The following is a 16297-nucleotide window of genomic DNA, read 5'->3' on the forward strand; positions in this document are numbered from 1 at the left end:
GATCGCGGATGATCGCGCACGCAGCGCGATGCTCCCTCACTCAGTCAGGGGTGGAGTCGGTGTCGAACACCGGCGACGAGGGCAGCTCGTCGTGAACGGTGCTCAGCACCAGAGAGGCGTTCGCCTCGAGAAGGTACGCGGAGGAGACCGCGTCGGAGATCGTGGATGCGCCGGCGGAGCCGGAGCCGTTCGCTCCCCCGCCGGTGCCCGTACCACCAGGGAAGGGCGCGCCAGGCGGCGCCGCGGGGGCAGTCGGGGCATGCTCTGTCGGGGCGGCGGGATGCTCGAGCGCTGCGCGCAGAGGTGCCGCGAACAGAGGTGTCGCGAGCACAGGCGCCGAATGCGCTCTCAGAGACGGATCAGAGATCCCGAAGAGGGCGCGGTCGACGTCGGCCATCGTCGCACCGGAGGCGACAGGAGCGGGCGGGGTGAGCGCGGCGTCCGCTCGGTGGAGGATCGGGTCGACGAGGGATGCGACAGGCGCGGTTCCCAGCAGGGTTCCGACGGTCGATCCGAGGACCGGGACGGCGCTCGTCGTGGCGCTCAGAACGCCGTCAGCGAATGCGGCGACGGGCTGCACGACGTTCGAGACGTCGAGGTTCAGGCCCAGGTCAGAAGCTGTTTCGGTGATCGCTGTCGTCGCCGATGTGATCACTGTCGCCACCTGCGGCGCAGCGCTGACGACGGTGGTGACGGCGCTGGTCGCGATCGGCTCCTGAGCGGGCGCAGCGACCTGTGCGGCCTGCTCCACGGGCTGCGCCACGGGCTGCGCCACGGGCTGCGCCTGCGCCACGGGCTGCACCGTCGCGACGATCGGCGCAGCGGCCGGGACGGCGGTCTCGACGACGGTCTGGGTGGTGCTGACCACGCCCGCGACGACGGAACCGAGCCCGTCGCCGAGCGAATCGCCGTCGTCCGCGGAGGCGCTCATGCCCCCGGTGAGAAGCGTGACGCCGAACCAGACGGCGCCGACCGCGAGGCCGATCAGCCCGAGCCGCACGGCGGGGCGCACCGACGCTGTGCGTCGTGTCACCACCTGGGCCGTGGACATCGGTCTCCCCCGTCGTCGTTCCCGGGGGACTCCGAAAGGTGGCGGCCCCCCCAGTCCTGCTTGGAACATACACCCGGCATCGACGATTGTCACGAAGAAGTTCTCGCGAGCGCGGCCGCCTGTGCGGGGAAGAACGCAGAACGCCCCCCGTCCCGGAGGACGGAGGGCGTTCGAGCTTCGACAGGGCGTGCCTTACTTGGCAGCGACCACCTGAAGCGTGATGACAGCGGTCACGTCGTCGTGCAGACGAACCGTGGCCTCGTGCTCACCGGTCGACTTGATGGTCGACGTGATGTGCACCTTGCGCTTGTCGATCGAGCCGAGACCGGCGGCTGCGACAGCATCCGCGATGTGCTCGGTCTTGACGGAGCCGAAGAGGCGACCCTCGGCGCCGGCCTTGACGGCCAGACGCACCTTGGTGCCCTCGAGGGCGTTCTTCAGGGCCACGGCCTCGTCGCGGTCGTGGATCGCGCGAGCCTGACGAGCAGCCTGGATCGAAGCGACCTGCTTTTCGCCACCGCGGGTCCACGCCGTAGCGAAGCCCTGGGGGATGAGGTAGTTGCGGGCGTACCCGTTCTTGACCTCGACCACGTCACCGGCGCTTCCGAGCCCGGCGACCTCGTTCGTGAGAATCAGCTTTGCCATGTCCGTACCCCTCAGCGGCCAGCGCCGGCGTAGGGCAGGAGAGCCATCTCGCGAGCGTTCTTGATCGCGCGGGCGATCAGACGCTGCTCCTGCACCGAGACACCGGTGATACGACGGGCGCGGATCTTTCCACGCTCCGAGATGAACTTGCGAAGCGTGGCGACGTCCTTGTAGTCAATGACGCCGACCCGGATCGACTTCGCGGGAGCGGTGGGCTTGCCACCCTTCCGCGGCTTGCGGCGGTCGCCGCTCGACTTTCCAGCCATAGTTTTTCCTTAGTTATGAGACGGATGCCGAAGCATCCGGAGATCCTTGATCAGAACGGGGTGTCGTCGCCGAAGCTGCCGGGCGTGCTCCACGCGTCAGCGCTGGTCGACGAGCCGGGAGTGGACCACGGCTCCTCCGACACCTGCTGAGCGGGACGAGCCTGCCCGCCGCCCTGGCCCCCACCCTGGAAGCCGCCACCGGTCGACGCCGCACGGGTGACCTGCGCGGTCGCGTAACGAAGCGAGGGGCCGATCTCGTCGACCTCCAGCTCGATCGCGGTGCGCTGGTTGCCCTCGCGGTCCTGGTAGGAGCGCTGACGCAGACGGCCCTGCGCGATGACGCGCATGCCCTTGGTCAGAGAACCCGCCACGTGCTCGGCGAACTCACGCCACACGGACGCGCGGAGGAACAGCGCTTCGCCGTCCTTCCACTCGTTCGCGGCGCGGTCGAAGTTCCGAGGCGTCGATGCGATGGTGAAGTTCGCCACCGGCAGTCCGTTCTGCGTGTAGCGCAGCTCGGGGTCGGCCGTGAGGTTTCCCACCACGGTGATGACTGTTTCGCCGGCCATGAGACTCAGGCCTTCGCAGCCTTGGCGGCCTTGCGAGCAGCCTTCTCCTCGGAGCGCTTAGCCTCCGAGGCGACCATCGCCTGAGCTTCCTCTGCCCGCAGCACCTTGGTGCGCATGATCGTCTCGTTCAGCTTGAGCTGACGATCGAGCTCCTGCGTGGCCTCGCTGGTAGCGGTGAAGTTGACGACGGCGTAGATGCCTTCGTTCTTCTTCTGGATCTCGTAAGCCAGACGGCGCTTGCCCCAGATGTCGACCTTGTCAATCGAGCCACCATCGTTGGTGATGACCTTCAGGAACTTGTCGAGCGTCGGGGCGACCGTGCGCTCATCGATCTCGGGGGTCAGAATGACCATGAGTTCGTACTGGTGCGTCACTTACCCACCTCCTTCGGACTAGAACGGCTCCCGGGACTTTCCCGGAAGCAGGAGGGTGTGTAGCACGTCGCCCGCCCGTGCCTCCGAGTGGGGGCCTGAGGGCAGACAACCTCCACAGTCTACCCGACAAAGCTCGGCACCGCTGCCAGCGAGACCCTGCCGGAGTTGGCATGCTTGATCCGGTGCCGCGAACGTCGCGCCACACGACCGAAGGGGGGACGCCATGCGCGTCAACAAGTGGGGAGTCGGCGTCGTTCTCGCCGCCGCCGTCATGCTCACCGGATGCTCCGCAGGAGCCTCGGACAAGCCGGCAGCAGAGGACAAGCCCAGCAGCAGCGCATCGCAGGAAGCGGAAGCGCCCGCGACTGACTGCCCCGAGCTCAAGGAGGGCGCGACCGTCGACGGCGCCGCCCTCGGCGCCTGCATCGCCGACACCGCCCAGTCGATCTCCGGCTACGCGGCCACCTCGACAGTGATGGGCATGGAGACGACCGGCCGATACAACCCCTCGGAGAAGGCTCTCGAGACCACCACCCCGATGGGCTCGGTCATCGTGATCGGCGACGACGCCTGGGTGAAGACCGCGACCGGCGCCTGGCAGGTCGCCGACGCCGCATCGAGCGACCCGATCGTCGCCGGCCTCAGCATGGGCGCCGCAGCCGCCGCGCAGACGAGCCCCGCCATGATCGCCGACCTTCTCGCCGGCGACTTCACGATCACGGGCACCGGCGAGCGTCTTGGCCAGCAGGTGTACCTGGTGTCGGGAACAGTCGAGGTGCAGGGCGCATCCTCCGAGATCGTCCTCGAGGTCACGAAGGACTATGCGCCTCTCGCGACGACGACCAAGTCCGAGGTCAGCGGCACGAGCATCGAGTCGACGACGGTCGTCACCGAGTGGGACGTCCCGCAGGACATCGTCGCTCCGCTCTGAGCGGGTCTGGATCAGGGGAGGGCCGGGGCGCATGCCCCGGCCCTCCCCTGCGTCGCGGCGCCGCTCGTCGATCGGGAAAGGTCGTCCTGGACGATCGGCGAGACATGCTTCGACGAACGGCGAGAAAGCCGAGCGACGGATTGTATTCCAGCATTCTGGTTGGCACGGTGGTTGTGCGCTCACCGGGCGCAGCACATCGGAAGGGCTTCGGCCCCTCGAACAAAGGGAATGACAATGGACGCAATCCTCGGCCTCATCACCTCGCTCCTCAACACTCTCCTCGGCCTGCTCGGCGGCATCGGCGGCTGAGCCCGCCACACGCAAAGGCCCCTGCGGACACGCATCCGCAGGGGCCTTCGTCGTCCCGAATCAGTCGATGACGGCAGACTCCTCCGACCACAGCATCCGATCCTCCGTGGAAGGGGCCTCGGGGATCCGCCCCGCGCCGTCAGGCTCCGGGATCGCGGCCAGGAGCGCCTGGGTGTACGGATGCTGGGGGTTCGACCACACCCGAGCTGTGGCGCCCGACTCCATCACGCGGCCCGCGTAGAGCACGACGGTGCGGTCGGCGATGCGGCGGACCACGGCGAGGTCGTGCGAGATGAACAGCATGCCCGCGCCCGCCTCGGCCACGAGGTCGCGCATCAAGCCGGCCACGCTCGTCTGCGTCGACGCGTCGAGCGCCGAGATCGGCTCATCCGCGACCAGCAGCGAAGGCCTCGCGGCAAGCGCACGCGCGATCGCGATGCGCTGCTTCTGCCCTCCAGAGAACTGATGCGGGTAGCGCGAAGCCGCCGTCGCCGGGAGCCCGACCTTCTCGAGCCACTCCTCGACCGTCGAACCCGCCGCGCCTCGCGCCAGAGCCGTCGCGATGCCGTCGGCGATCTGGTCTCCGATGCGGCGACGCGGGTTCAGTGAGGTCGCCGGGTCCTGGAAGACCATCTGGATGCCGGTGAGGGCGATCGACCGGCGACGGATGCCGAGCGGCGTGACCGGGGCGTCGTGGAACAGCACGGTTCCTGCCGCGAGCTTCTCGATGCCCACCGCCGCACGGGCGAGGCTCGACTTGCCGCTGCCGGATTCGCCGACCAGAGCCACGGTCTCTCCCGGCGCCACGCGCAGCGAGACGCCGTCGACGGCGACGACCGGCGGGTTGCCGGGGTAGCGCACGACGACGTCCTGCGCGTCGAGGACGGCGACTTCACTCATCTGCGGCCTCCTCGGTCGCTGCATCCGCTTCGCCTGCGGCATCCGCCTCGTCGATCTTCGAGCCGGGCAGAGCGGCGAGCAAGGTGCGGGTGTACTCGTGCTGCGGATCGAGGAACAGCGTCGCACGGTCGGCCCGCTCGACGATCTCGCCGTTCTTCATGACGGCCACCTCATCCGCGATCGCGCTCATCACTCCCAGGTCGTGGGTGACGAGCAGCACGGCGAGATTCCGTTCGGTCGCGAGATCGCGCAGCAGCCGCAGGATGCCGGCCTGCACGGTGACGTCGAGCGCGGTGGTGGGCTCGTCGGCCAGCAGCACGTCGGGGTCGCACGCGAGTGCGCACGCGATCGCGATGCGCTGGCGCTGCCCGCCGGAGAACTGGTGCGGATAGCGCTTCAAGGCCTCGGCCGGGTTCGGCACCTGCACGATCTCGAGCAGCTCGATCGCGCGGGCCCTGGCCGCATCCTTCTTGAGAGAGAGGTGCACTCGCAGATGATCGGTGAGCTGACGGCCCACCGGCAGCTGCGGATGCAGCGACGCCGACGGGTCCTGGAACACCATCGCGATCCGCCTGCCGCGAATGCGGTTGAGCTCGCGCCGGCGCATGCCGAGCAGCTCCTCCCCCGCCAGCGAGATCGATCCACCGGTGCGTGCGCCCCGCGGAAGGAGCCCCAGCACGGCCAGAGACGTCAGCGTCTTGCCCGACCCCGACTCGCCGGCGAGGCCATGGATGCGCCCCGCCTCGAGCTCGAGGGAGACACCGCGAACAAGGGGCCGCCCGATGTCGATCGTGAGATCGCGGATGCTGAGCGCGGCGGTCATGCGAGCACCCCCTTCGCGTCGGCCTTGTGCTCGGCCTGCTTCTCATGCGTCATCTCGGCCGTCGGGTCGAGAACGTCGCGCATCGCGTCGCCGAGGAAGTTGAAGGCGAGTACGACCGTGAGGATCGCAAGCCCCGGGAAGACGCCCAGCCACCAGGCGTCGAAGTTCTGGATGGCGGCGGAGATCATCGAGCCCCACTCGGCGGTCGGCGGCTGCGCGCCCAGCCCGAGGAAGGACAGGCCCGAGAGCAGCAGGATGGCCGCGCCGATGTCGAGCGTCGCGAGCACGAGCATGGGTCCCGCGATGTTCGGCAGGATGTCGACGAACAGCGTGCGCACGGGGGAATGCCCCAGCAGCCGGCCGGCGATCACGTAGTTCTGTCCGCGCAGGCCCAGCACGATGCTGCGCGTGACACGCGAGTACTGCGGCCAGGAGACCACGATCGCGGCGATCACCGCGTTGAACAGCGACGGACCGAGTGAGGCGGCGACCACCATCGCGAGGATCACGGTGGGGAAGGCCATGAAGAGGTCGGTGATGCGCATGAGCGTCTCGTCGACCCATCCGCCGAAATACCCGGCGAGCGCCCCGATCACGGTGCCGATGATCATGGCGGCGATCACGAGCATGAGCGCGAGCGGCAGGCTCACCGTCGCGCCCGTCATCAGGCGCGAGAAGATGTCGCGGCCGTTGCCGTCTGTGCCGAGCAGCGTGTCGAGGCCGGGCGGCTGCAGCCGCGGCAGCACCTGCGCGTTCGGGTCGAAGGGCACCCACCACTGAGCGGTGAAGGCGATGATCACCCAGGCGAGGGCGATGACCGTGCCGACGACTCCGAGCGGGGTGCGCCAGGCGCGCGGCCACCGGAATCGGAATCGCCAGGGACCGGATGCCTGCTCGATGCGGCTCATGCGATCCTCACTCTCGGGTCCAGGACGCCGTAGAGCAGGTCGACGACGAAGTTGATGAGGAGGTAGATGAGGCCGACCACCAGGCCGACGCCCATGATGCCGGGGAGGTCGAGGTTCGACGCCGAGTTGTAGGCGTAGGTGCCAAGACCCGGCCAGGCGAACACCGACTCGACGAGCACGGTGCCCGACAGCAGCGAGCCGAAGGCGACGCCGACGACGGTGAGGATCGGGAGGGATGCTCCGCGGAGCACGTAGTCGAGGATCACGCGCATCGCGGGGAGGCCCTTGGCCCTGGCCGCCCTGACGTAGTCGCTGCCGAGGACCTCGAGCACCGAGGTGCGGATGAAGCGGGTGAGCAGCCCGATCGTGACGAGCGAGAGCACGAGAACCGGAAGTGCGAGGTGCGCCAGGGCATCGAAGTACCCGACGCCGTCGCCGTTCAGGAGGAAGTCGATCGTGTACATGCCGGTGACGGTCGGCGGCGGGGTGATCGACGGCGAGATGCGCCCGGAGCCCGGTGCGATGTGCAGCTGCAGGAAGAACACGTAGAAGCTGACGAGTGCGAGCCAGAAGGTCGGCACGCTGAGGCCGACGAGGGTCACCACGCGGATGACCTGATCGGTCACGAGTCCGCGGCGGTAGGCCGCGAGGGTGCCGAGCACGATGCTCACGACGAGGCTGAGGAAGATGGCGCCGATGGCCACCTCGATCGTCGCGGGCACGGCGGTGGCGAGGTCGCTGGTGACCGGGCGACCGGTCACCAGCGACGTGCCGAGGTCTCCTCGGAGGAGGTTCCCCATGTAGATGAAGTACTGGACGATCAGCGGCTGGTCGAGGCCGTGGGCCTTGATGAACGCGTCGCGCGTCGCCGGGTTCTGCGACGCCCCCTCGCCAAGCGCTGCGGAGACGGGGTCTCCGGGCACCAGGTTGGTGAGCGCGAACGTCACGATCGTGACCCCCACCAGCAGGAGCAGCGAGGTGCCGACCCGGCGCAGCAGGTATCCGATCAGCGGAGACCTGCGGCGCTGCGCCTGTCTCTGCACGGCCACTGTCGTCATGAGTGCCTCAGCCGGCGGGGTTGATCTCGGCGATGTCCATCTCCCACACGGAGTTGTACACCGCACCGGTGACGTCGTCGGCCGTGGCGATGTTGCGCCCGGGGACGATCAGCGGCACGAACGGCCCCTCCGCCTGCATCGCCTCGGCGAACTTGGTGAAGTCCTCGGCGCGGGTGGCGGCATCCGTCGCGCTGGCGGCATCCGCGGCGATCCCGGCGATCTCGGGGTTCGCCTCCGCAGCCCAGCCCGAGCGCAGGCCCACCTTGAGGCCGGGTGCGAAGGGCAGGAAGTTCGCCGAGTCGGCGTAGTCAGGGCCCCAGAACCACAGGCCGAAGCCCTCGGTGCCGGCGACATATGCGTCGAGCTCGGTCGCGAACGGCTGCGGAGCCAGCTCGACCGTGATGCCCGCATCCTTCAGCTGCGCCTGGATGCGCTCGGCGAGAGGCGTGAACTCCACACCGCCGACCGGGTAGTCGTTGGGGAACTGCAGCTTCAGGGTCTGCCCGGTGTAGCCGGCTTCGGCGAGCGCGGCCTTGGCCTTCTCGGCATCCGGCTTCACACCGCTGTCGAGAGCGCCCTCGAATCCGGGCGGGATCACGCCGGTGGCCTGCACGGCACCGGCGCCTGCGAGCTCGAGCAGCGCGTCGTAGTCGAGCGAGTAGCGGATCGCCTCGGCGATCTTCACGTTCGCGAGATCACCGGCGACGGCCGGCGACTGGTTCAGGAGCAGGAAGATCGTCTGGCCCGAGGGCACCGAGTCGACCTTGACGCCGTCTCCGAGGCCGGCGACCTGGTCGCCGTTGAGGTCCATCGCGACCATGGAGTCGCCGCCCTTGAGGTTGGCGAGCTGGGTGGCGCTCTCGGTGACGTTGCGGACGACGACGCGGTCGTAGCCGGCCTCCTCGTCGCCGTTGTACTCGTCGTTCTTCTTCAGCACGACCTGCGAGGTGAGATCGAGCGAGTCGAGCACGTAGGGGCCGGAGCCGGCCGAGGCGCCATCGAGGTACTTCTGGGCGCTGTCGGAGCCGTCGGTCGCGCCGCCGTTCTCCATCACGACGTCGGAGTTCACGATCCCGAGCGCGGGGTTCGCGAGGATCGCGGGCAGCTGCAGCAGCGGTGTCTCCGAGCTGATCTTCACGGTCTTGTCGTCGACCTCGGTGATCGTGAGGCCGCCGAGAAGGAAGTTCGGCTTGGCGTCTTCCATGCCCTGGATGCGCTGCAGGGAGAACACGACGTCCTTCGCCTCGATCGGCGAGCCGTCGGAGAAGACTCGATCACCCTCGAGCGTGAAGGTGAACTCGGTCGCGGCGTCGTTCTGCTCCCACGAGGCGAGGCCGGGGATCGGGGTCGAGACGTCGGAGCCCTTGAAGTCGACGAGAGTCTCGTAGAGGGCCTTCGCGATCATGTTGCCGGTGGGGTCGTAGGTGTGGCCCGGGTCACCGGTCTCGATCGAGAACGCGGTGTCGATGACGAGCGAGTCGCCCTTCGAGCCGTTGCTTCCGCCGTTCGCGGAGTTGCCGCCGGAGCACCCGGCGAGGGCGAGGAGCGCGACGGCTCCCAGTGCGATGAGAGAGGTGCTGCGACGCGTCACCATGGTGACCTCCAGGGGCGAGGAGTACATTTCGGGTAGGTCGACCGAAGTGGACGACCTTCAACAGATTCCCATGATGTGCGACGATCTGTCTATCAAGAATGCATAACGCTGGCTGGATCTGATTCCGGCCCTATCCAGGAGGTGCAATATGTCCAGCAGGGACGCCGAAGTCCTGAAGCAATCTGGACGAAGTGCCATGCCTCTCGACGACATCGCGTACAGAATTCTCGACGTGCTGCGTGAGAACGGCCGCGTGTCGATCGCCGCTCTCGCCGAGAAGGTGGGGATCTCACGGGCCAACGCCTACACGCGGGTCGAATCCCTCGTGCACGACGGCGTGATCACCGGCTTCAGCGCGCGCATCGACCCGGCGAAGGCGGGGCTGTCGATCGGGGCGCTGGTCTTCGTCACCGTGCTCCCGCAGGCCTGGGCCTCGTTTCGCGAGCGGGTGTCGGAGATGCCCGACGTCGAGTGGTGCGCGATCACGACCGGCGAGCACGATGCGATGCTGCTGATCCGCGCGGTCGACGTGAGCGGCGTGCACGAGTTCTCGACCGGCGTCATCGCGCAGCTCCCCGAGGTGCGCACCGTGGTGAGCGTCGTGGTGCTCGACGAGGTCGTGCGGCGTTCCTTCCTGCTGCCGTCGGACCTTCCAGAGCGGAACACCGAGATCCCGCTGGGGATGACGCGCTGGACGCCGGCATCGCCCGGCCGCGACACGCTTCCACCGCGCTGACACGTCTCGCCTGAGTCGCTGCGCTCCTTCGCTCGACGACCGGCGCGTGCCTCAGACGGCCGCGATCTCCTCGCACACGCTGAGCTGAGGCGCGCCGTGCATCTCGTAGTGCTCGACGAGCCGGATGAGCCCGGCATCCGTCATCTCGAGGTCGCTCTCGCCGTCACCGGTCACCACCGTGCCGTCCGCGACCAGCACGTGCACGAACGACACCCAGATCGAGTCGCCCGTCCGCGTGCCGACGAAACGGCCGAAGGTGACCGTGTCGCCCTCGTAGTCTCCCCAGATCGCGCCGTCGCGCTCCCAGTAGGTGAAGACGCTCGGAGCGTCGGGATCGACCGCCGAGGTGGTCGAGGAGACCATCCGGAATCGGCGGCCGTCGAGGGAGGGGATGGATGCTGTCGCGGTCACTTCTCGATTATGGACGATCTCCACTCGTGCTCGAGCAGCGCGTAGATGAGCAGCGTCGTCCACTCCCCCTTGAACCAGGAGCTCTCCACCAGCCGGGCCTCGCGGCGGAAGCCGAGCCGCTCGACGACTCTGACGGATGCCGTGTTCCGCTCGTCGATGCGCGCAGCGATGCGGTGCAGGCCCAGTCCGCCGAACCCCAGAGCGAGGAGGGCTCCGACCGCCTCTGCCGCGTAGCCGCGGCCCGCGAAGGCAGGGTCGAGGATGTAACCGACCTCCCCTTCGCGGTCGTTCTCGCTGCGCCAGAACAGCACGACGTCGCCCACCAGGCGTCCGCTCTCGCGCTCCTCGACGGCGAGGCAGACCGCGTCATCCTGCTTCTCGAAGCGGGTTCCCGCCCAGCGGGTGGTGATCCGCTCTTCGACGTCGTCGAGCGTGAGCGGCCCGTAGGGGACGTAGCGGACGTTCTCGGCATCCGATTTGTAGACCAGCATCGCCTCGGCGTCGGACAGCGCGATCGGGCGCAGCAGCAGCCGGTCGGTGAGGATCGGGTAGTCGGGGGCGAACACCGTCACTCCAGGTCGAGGGAGATCAGCCCCGGCAGGTGCGCGGTCTCGGAGCGCAGCGCCTGCAGGAACTCCTCGTACGACGGGGTCATCGTCACGCGCGTCGAGCCCACGATCACGGTCATGCCGCGCCCGCCCGCCCTGTCGAGTCTGATGCGTTGCACGGGGTAGGCAGGCGGGGTGAGCCAGATGCGGCTGAGCTGCGCGTAGGGCAGTTCGGTCTCATCGAGGCGGATGCTGAGGTGACCGATCGCGATCTGCGACGGCGTCGATCGTGCCGTCCGGTAGCGCAGCGCGGCTCCGATCGCAAAGCCGATCGCTGCGACGGCGGCGAGGGGGATGAGCAGAACGAGCGCCGAGAGCTCCCCCTCGAGGAATCCGGGCGACAGGGCGAGCACGCCGACCACCGCGGCCACGGCGAACAGCACGATCGCCGTGATGAGCGAGCCACGCCCGACTCGGCGTTCCGCCGCGGCGTCGAGCCGGAACGTGGTGGGCAGCTTCGCGCGCTCGCGAGCAGCGGTCACCGGATCGGCGGCGGGCGGCTGGGCGATCGGGGCGAGCTCCGCCATCAGCTCGTTGAACATGGTCCTGCTGTAGCCGGGCAGATCGATCAGGGTCTCGCGGCCGTCCGTCCACACGACCAGTGCCCGCGTCGTCCCGGTGCGCAGGCCGTTGGTGCGGTGCTCGGTGACCTTCGAGCGGAACGCCGTGGTCGCGCGGGGGTAGCTCTGCGTGCCGCCGGGGCGGCCGATCTCCACGGTGTCCGGCCGCACGATCACCCGGATGTTCCGCAGCCAGAAGGCGCCCACCCAGACTGCGACCGTCAGCGCGATCGCGGCGGCCAGCACGATCTGACCGCGCGTGGAGATGTTCATGGTGCGCGGCAGCAGCACCGGGATGATGAACAGCGCCGCAGTGGAGAGCACGGCGGACAGCACGAGCGCGCCGAGAGCGATGCGCAGCGGATGCCGGCGGAACACCCGCTCGGCAGGAGCGACGGAGACGTGAGTCATGCGCTCAGTCTGCCGCACAGCATCCGCTCCCCGCTCAGGACACCGAGCGGAATCTCGCTGACTCCGACGGTGACGGGCGCAGTGGGTACCGTGGTCTCATGCAGTGGATCGCAGGACCTGCCGACAGGATGCGCGAATGAGCTTCGACGCACGCCCCCTGACCGACCCGGTCGATCCGCGCGCGGTTCGCGCGTTCGCCGCCGAGCTCCGCGCCCGCGGGGCCACGGCCATGAGCGGCGCGGCGGTCTTCGCCATCGTCGTCGTGGCGCTCATGGCGGTGATCATCGTTCCCACGCTGGCATCGGTCATGATCGCGGTCGTGTCCTCATCCGGGCGCGGGCTCGGCTGGGGCGTGATTCCGTTCGCCCTTGTCGGAATCGCGGTCGTGCTCGGCATCGTGCTGTCGCTTGTCGGCTGGCGTCGCTCCAGAGTCACGCGCTACCGCCTGAACCGCTTCGCCCAGGCGAACGGCATGGCCTACCTGGCGCGCATCGCCGACCCGCCGCTTCCCGGCATGATCTTCGGGATGGGCCGCTCGCGCGCGTCGAGCGACGTCGTCCGCGGGACCAGGCCCCGCTTCGCCGAGTTCGGCAATTATCAGTACACGACAGGTTCCGGAAAGAACTCGACCACGCACCACTGGGGGTACGTGGCCGTGAAGCTCGATGTGCCGCTGCCGAACATCGTGCTCGACGCCAAGGGCAACAACTCCTTCGGCTCGAACCTGCCGGCGTCCTTCCGCAAGGCGCAGCGGCTCTCCCTCGAGGGCGACTTCGACCGCTACTTCGACCTGTACTGCCCCGAAGGCTATGAGCGCGACGCGCTGTATCTGTTCACGCCCGACATCATGGCGCGCTTCGTCGACAACGCCGCCCAGCTCGATGTCGAGATCGTCGACGACTGGCTGTTCCTGTACACGCAGCGCAAGGTCTCCACTCTCGATCCCGCCACGTGGGCGTGGCTGTTCGGCACCGTCGGTGCGCTGATCACGAAGTTCGATCAGTGGGCGCGGTGGCGAGACGACCGGCTGCTCGCGGAGCACCGCGCAGCCACGGCATCCGCCGGGATGACGACGGATGCCGGCGCCCTGCCGTTCGCGGCGCCGGCGGGGATGCTCACCCCTCCCCCGGGCGTCGCTCAGGAGGGACGTCGTCTCAAGCGCGGCGTCAGCTGGGTCACGGTCGCGGCCGCGATCGTGATCGGCGTCGTCTGGATCGCGCTGCGCCTGATCGGCTAGGCGCGCCTCACACGGGCGGCAGAAGGCCACCGGCATCCGCCGTGCGATACGCACGAAAGGACGCCATCAGGCTGTCACCGAAGGGTGAGTGTGGGGGTGGGTGCTGCTTTGGGGATTAGCGCCCACCCCATCCCCCCTCGGGATCAGAAGAAGCTGGGGACCTCTTCTGCATGGCGGCCAGGCCGCCCCGCAGACGCTGTCGGCTGGGGACCGACGTATGTGCACTGCGTTCATCAACATGGTATGCCAGTGAGGGTTGCAACCGGTTGCGGGTCAGCGGTTCAGCGCGGCCCATTCCGCCCGTCGTGCCGCCTGCTCCACGGGATCCGGAACCGGCAGGGAGGCGATGAGCCGTTTCGTGTACTCGTCCTTTGGTGCACCGAGCACCTCGGCCGTGCGCCCGTACTCCGCGATCTCGCCACGATGCAGCACGACCACCTTGTGGGCGAGCATGTCGACCACCGCCAGGTCGTGGGTGATGAACAGGGTCGCGAATCCGAACCGCTCCTGCACCTCGCCGAACAGCTCGAGCACCCGCGCCTGCACCGACACGTCGAGCGCGCTGGTGGGCTCGTCGGCGATCAGCAGCTTGGGGTCGAGTGCCAGAGCTCGGGCCAGCGAGGCGCGCTGACGCTGGCCGCCCGAGAGCTCGTGCGGATAGCGGTCACCGAAGGCACCGGGCAGCTGCACGGCCTCGAGCAGCTCGTCGACCCGCGGTCGCGCGTCGGACGGGTCCTTCGCCATTCCATGCACGATGAGCGGCTCAGCCACGTTCTGCGCGATCGTCAGCAGCGGGTTGAAGCTCGTCGCCGGGTCTTGGAACACGAAGCCGAGGTCCTTGCGCAGAGGCCGGAACTGCCGCTCCTTGACACCCAGCATCTGCATGCCGAGCACCTCGAGCGAGCCGTCGGAGACGGGGGTCAGACCCGCGATGGCGCGACCGATCGTGCTCTTGCCCGAGCCGCTCTCACCCACGAGGCCCACGACCTCGCCGGGCGCCAGCGTGAAGCTGACTCCGTCGACGGCGCGGAAGCCTCCTCGACCGAATCGGCCGGGGTACTCGATCACGAGGTCTTTCGCGACAACGAGGGGGGCGGCATCCGTCTGCGGAGCCTGCCGGTCGGTGACCTCCAGGCGCGGCACCGCCGCGAGCAGACGCTGCGTGTACTCGTGCTGAGGTGCGGCGAACAGCTCCCCCACGGGTGCGGTCTCGACGAGCTCGCCGTTCAGCATCACCGCGACCCGATCGGCGAGGTCTGCCACGACGCCCATGTTGTGCGTGATGAGCACGATGGCCGTGCCCTCCTCGTCGCGGAGGCTCCGCAGCAGGTCGAGGATCTCGGCCTGCACAGTGACGTCGAGCGCCGTGGTGGGCTCGTCGGCGATGATCACCTTCGGCTTCAGCGCGAGCGCCATCGCGATCACGATGCGCTGCTTCTGCCCGCCCGAGAACTGGTGCGGGTAGTAGTCGACACGGCGCTCGGGCTCAGGGATGCCGACACGACGCAGCATGTCGATGGCAACGGCCCTCGCGTCCTTGCGGCCGACCCCACCGTGGGCGCGAAGCCCCTCGGCGAGCTGCCAGCCGACCGGGAACACGGGGTTGAGCGCGCTCGACGGCTCCTGGAAGACCATGGCGGCCTTGGGCCCGCGAACGGCGCGGAGACCGGCCGGGTCGAGCCTCGTGATCTCGGTGCCGTCGAGGATGACAGCGCCGCGGGTGATCGCGGTCTCGGGCAGGAGGCCCAGGATCGTGCGCGCGGTGACGGTCTTGCCGCTGCCCGATTCGCCGACGATCGCGAGCACTTCGCCCGGCTGCACCTCGAGCGTCACGCCGCGCACGGCCTGCACGTCGCCGCCGTCGGTCGCGAACGTGATGCTCAGGTCGCGGATGTCCACTGCGGTCGTCATCACTGCACCTCTCCCAGGTCTTCGCGGGTCACCGGCTGCGTGGCAGCGACGGCATCCGCCGGCGTCGTGCCTCGTCCTGCTCGGCGGCGCGCCCGCAGGCGCGGGTCGGCGAGATCGTTCAGGCTCTCGCCGATGAGCGTGATGCCGAGAACGACGCTCACGATCGCGAGCCCCGGCGGGATCGCCGTCCACCAGATGCCGGCGGCGACGTCGCTGATGGACTTGTTCAGATCGAAGCCCCACTCGGCGGCTGCGGTCGGCTCGATGCCGAAGCCGAGGAAGCCGAGCGCCGCCAGTGTCGAGATCGCCTCTGCCGCGTTCAGCGTGACGATGAGCGGCAGGGTGCGGGTGGAGTTGCGCAGCACATGCCGGAACATGATGCGGTTCGTGGAGGCGCCGATCACCCTGGCCGACTCGACGAACGCCTCGGCCTTCACGCGAAGCACCTCGGAGCGCACGACGCGGAAGTACTGGGGAACGAAGACCACGGTGATCGACACGGCCGCGGCGAGCACGCCGGGCCAGAGACCCGACTGGCCTCCGCTGATCGCGATGGCCGCGACGATCGCGAGGAGCAGCGTCGGGAACGCGTAGATCGCATCGGCGACGACGACGAGCACGCGGTCGACCCAGCCGCCGAGATAGCCGGAGACGAGCCCCAGGAGCACACCGATCACGACCGAGAGAGCGACCGCGACGACGATGACCAGCAGCGCGGTACGCGAACCCCAGATCACCCGGGAGAGCACGTCGTAGCCGCCGACGGTGGTGCCGAGCAGGTGGGCGCCGCTCGGCGCCTGCTGCGCGCCGAAGTTGCCGTCAGGCCCCTTGAGCTGGTCGTAGCTGTACGGCGCGATCCACGGCGCCAGCAGCGCGGTGAGCAGGAACAGGCCCGTCAGCACGAGGCCGGCGACCAGCATCCCGCGTTGGAGTCCGACGCTCTGCCTGAGCTGATGGATCACCGGAAGACGGTCGAAGAGCGAGGGCTTCGCCAT

The 16297-nt window shown here is 68.7% G+C and carries 18 protein-coding genes; 3 read left to right on the plus strand and 15 right to left on the minus strand.

Translation table 11 applies throughout. From position 1 onward, the window contains the following. Window positions 1–40: 40 nt before the first annotated feature. From RS84_RS08600 to rpsF, 5 genes are all read right to left on the minus strand, one after another. Window positions 41–1051 carry a hypothetical protein gene (locus RS84_RS08600; RefSeq protein ID WP_045257354.1) on the minus strand — a complete coding sequence of 337 codons (1011 nt, stop codon included), beginning with the start codon at window positions 1049–1051 and terminating at the stop codon, window positions 41–43. A 192-nt stretch (window positions 1052–1243) separates the two neighbouring features. Continuing rightward, a complete protein-coding gene (gene rplI, locus RS84_RS08605) occupies window positions 1244–1696 on the minus strand; it encodes a 50S ribosomal protein L9 (protein ID WP_045257355.1) in 453 nt (150 codons plus the stop codon). 11 nt (window positions 1697–1707) lie between these two features. Further along, the gene (gene rpsR, locus RS84_RS08610) at window positions 1708–1962 is read right to left on the minus strand and encodes a 30S ribosomal protein S18 (RefSeq protein ID WP_045257356.1); all 255 of its coding nucleotides are present in this window, start codon (window positions 1960–1962) and stop codon (window positions 1708–1710) included. A gap of 50 nt (window positions 1963–2012) precedes the next feature. Next, complete coding sequence (locus RS84_RS08615; RefSeq protein ID WP_045257357.1) at window positions 2013–2531, minus strand: single-stranded DNA-binding protein; 519 nt, start codon at window positions 2529–2531, stop codon at window positions 2013–2015. Window positions 2532–2536: 5 nt separating this feature from the next. Then, window positions 2537–2905 (minus strand): 30S ribosomal protein S6, encoded by a 369-nt coding sequence (rpsF, locus tag RS84_RS08620; protein WP_045257358.1) that lies wholly within the window; start codon window positions 2903–2905, stop codon window positions 2537–2539. A 223-nt stretch (window positions 2906–3128) separates the two neighbouring features. Between rpsF and RS84_RS08625 the strand changes: the two genes are divergently transcribed. Continuing rightward, a complete protein-coding gene (locus tag RS84_RS08625) occupies window positions 3129–3836 on the plus strand; it encodes a hypothetical protein (protein ID WP_045257359.1) in 708 nt (235 codons plus the stop codon). A 369-nt stretch (window positions 3837–4205) separates the two neighbouring features. On the opposite strand, the gene RS84_RS08630 is transcribed toward RS84_RS08625, so the two are convergent. Genes RS84_RS08630 through RS84_RS08650 form a run of 5 tightly spaced genes read right to left on the minus strand, consistent with a single transcriptional unit; the run spans window position 4206 to window position 9428 of the window. Next, window positions 4206–5045 (minus strand): ABC transporter ATP-binding protein, encoded by an 840-nt coding sequence (locus RS84_RS08630; protein ID WP_045257360.1) that lies wholly within the window; start codon window positions 5043–5045, stop codon window positions 4206–4208. After that, a complete protein-coding gene (locus RS84_RS08635; RefSeq protein WP_045257361.1) occupies window positions 5038–5868 on the minus strand; it encodes an ABC transporter ATP-binding protein in 831 nt (276 codons plus the stop codon). Before RS84_RS08635 ends, RS84_RS08630 begins: the two co-directional genes overlap by 8 nt. Continuing rightward, complete coding sequence (locus tag RS84_RS08640; RefSeq protein ID WP_045257362.1) at window positions 5865–6776, minus strand: ABC transporter permease; 912 nt, start codon at window positions 6774–6776, stop codon at window positions 5865–5867. The genes RS84_RS08635 and RS84_RS08640 overlap by 4 nt, the downstream gene beginning before the upstream one ends. Then, window positions 6773–7834, minus strand: coding sequence for an ABC transporter permease (locus RS84_RS08645; protein ID WP_045257363.1), 1062 nt, complete (start codon window positions 7832–7834; stop codon window positions 6773–6775). Before RS84_RS08645 ends, RS84_RS08640 begins: the two co-directional genes overlap by 4 nt. Window positions 7835–7841: 7 nt before the next feature. After that, a complete protein-coding gene (locus RS84_RS08650; RefSeq protein WP_045257364.1) occupies window positions 7842–9428 on the minus strand; it encodes an ABC transporter substrate-binding protein in 1587 nt (528 codons plus the stop codon). 196 nt (window positions 9429–9624) lie between these two features. Here RS84_RS08650 and RS84_RS08655 point away from each other — a divergent pair, with 196 nt between their 5' ends. After that, window positions 9625–10164 carry an Lrp/AsnC family transcriptional regulator gene (locus RS84_RS08655; RefSeq protein WP_045257365.1) on the plus strand — a complete coding sequence of 180 codons (540 nt, stop codon included), beginning with the start codon at window positions 9625–9627 and terminating at the stop codon, window positions 10162–10164. 51 nt (window positions 10165–10215) lie between these two features. On the opposite strand, the gene RS84_RS08660 is transcribed toward RS84_RS08655, so the two are convergent. The 3 genes from RS84_RS08660 to RS84_RS08670 are packed head-to-tail and all read right to left on the minus strand — an operon-like array spanning window position 10216 to window position 12154. Next, on the minus strand, window positions 10216–10575 hold the full coding sequence (locus tag RS84_RS08660; RefSeq protein ID WP_235281432.1) for a hypothetical protein: 360 nt from the start codon (window positions 10573–10575) through the stop codon (window positions 10216–10218). Further along, window positions 10572–11141 carry a GNAT family N-acetyltransferase gene (locus tag RS84_RS08665; RefSeq protein ID WP_045257366.1) on the minus strand — a complete coding sequence of 190 codons (570 nt, stop codon included), beginning with the start codon at window positions 11139–11141 and terminating at the stop codon, window positions 10572–10574. The genes RS84_RS08660 and RS84_RS08665 overlap by 4 nt, the downstream gene beginning before the upstream one ends. A 2-nt stretch (window positions 11142–11143) precedes the next feature. Beyond that, on the minus strand, window positions 11144–12154 hold the full coding sequence (locus tag RS84_RS08670; RefSeq protein WP_045257367.1) for a hypothetical protein: 1011 nt from the start codon (window positions 12152–12154) through the stop codon (window positions 11144–11146). A gap of 136 nt (window positions 12155–12290) precedes the next feature. Here RS84_RS08670 and RS84_RS08675 point away from each other — a divergent pair, with 136 nt between their 5' ends. Further along, on the plus strand, window positions 12291–13391 hold the full coding sequence (locus tag RS84_RS08675) for a hypothetical protein (RefSeq protein ID WP_045257368.1): 1101 nt from the start codon (window positions 12291–12293) through the stop codon (window positions 13389–13391). A 273-nt stretch (window positions 13392–13664) separates the two neighbouring features. On the opposite strand, the gene RS84_RS08680 is transcribed toward RS84_RS08675, so the two are convergent. Then, window positions 13665–15302 (minus strand): ABC transporter ATP-binding protein, encoded by a 1638-nt coding sequence (locus tag RS84_RS08680; RefSeq protein WP_045257369.1) that lies wholly within the window; start codon window positions 15300–15302, stop codon window positions 13665–13667. Next, window positions 15302–16297: an ABC transporter permease gene (locus RS84_RS08685; protein ID WP_045257370.1), complete on the minus strand. Its 996-nt coding sequence runs from the start codon at window positions 16295–16297 to the stop codon at window positions 15302–15304. Before RS84_RS08685 ends, RS84_RS08680 begins: the two co-directional genes overlap by 1 nt.

This window comes from Microbacterium hydrocarbonoxydans, assembly GCF_000956475.1.
In the GTDB taxonomy this organism is placed as follows: domain Bacteria; phylum Actinomycetota; class Actinomycetes; order Actinomycetales; family Microbacteriaceae; genus Microbacterium; species Microbacterium hydrocarbonoxydans_A.

Bases quoted from the DNA above. Each gene is read 5' to 3' on its own strand.
- RS84_RS08625 (WP_045257359.1), top strand. From the start codon at position 3,129: ATGCGCGTCAACAAGTGGGGAGTCGGCGTCGTTCTCGCCGCCGCCGTC.
- RS84_RS08650 (WP_045257364.1), bottom strand. From the start codon at position 9,428: ATGGTGACGCGTCGCAGCACCTCTCTCATCGCACTGGGAGCCGTCGCG.
- RS84_RS08685 (WP_045257370.1), bottom strand. From the start codon at position 16,297: ATGGCGAAGCCCTCGCTCTTCGACCGTCTTCCGGTGATCCATCAGCTC.
- RS84_RS08680 (WP_045257369.1), bottom strand. From the start codon at position 15,302: ATGACGACCGCAGTGGACATCCGCGACCTGAGCATCACGTTCGCGACC.
- RS84_RS08640 (WP_045257362.1), bottom strand. From the start codon at position 6,776: ATGAGCCGCATCGAGCAGGCATCCGGTCCCTGGCGATTCCGATTCCGG.
- RS84_RS08635 (WP_045257361.1), bottom strand. From the start codon at position 5,868: ATGACCGCCGCGCTCAGCATCCGCGATCTCACGATCGACATCGGGCGG.
- RS84_RS08630 (WP_045257360.1), bottom strand. From the start codon at position 5,045: ATGAGTGAAGTCGCCGTCCTCGACGCGCAGGACGTCGTCGTGCGCTAC.
- RS84_RS08615 (WP_045257357.1), bottom strand. From the start codon at position 2,531: ATGGCCGGCGAAACAGTCATCACCGTGGTGGGAAACCTCACGGCCGAC.
- RS84_RS08600 (WP_045257354.1), bottom strand. From the start codon at position 1,051: ATGTCCACGGCCCAGGTGGTGACACGACGCACAGCGTCGGTGCGCCCC.
- RS84_RS08670 (WP_045257367.1), bottom strand. From the start codon at position 12,154: ATGACTCACGTCTCCGTCGCTCCTGCCGAGCGGGTGTTCCGCCGGCAT.
- rpsR (WP_045257356.1), bottom strand. From the start codon at position 1,962: ATGGCTGGAAAGTCGAGCGGCGACCGCCGCAAGCCGCGGAAGGGTGGC.
- RS84_RS08655 (WP_045257365.1), top strand. From the start codon at position 9,625: ATGCCTCTCGACGACATCGCGTACAGAATTCTCGACGTGCTGCGTGAG.
- RS84_RS08675 (WP_045257368.1), top strand. From the start codon at position 12,291: ATGAGCTTCGACGCACGCCCCCTGACCGACCCGGTCGATCCGCGCGCG.
- rplI (WP_045257355.1), bottom strand. From the start codon at position 1,696: ATGGCAAAGCTGATTCTCACGAACGAGGTCGCCGGGCTCGGAAGCGCC.
- RS84_RS08645 (WP_045257363.1), bottom strand. From the start codon at position 7,834: ATGACGACAGTGGCCGTGCAGAGACAGGCGCAGCGCCGCAGGTCTCCG.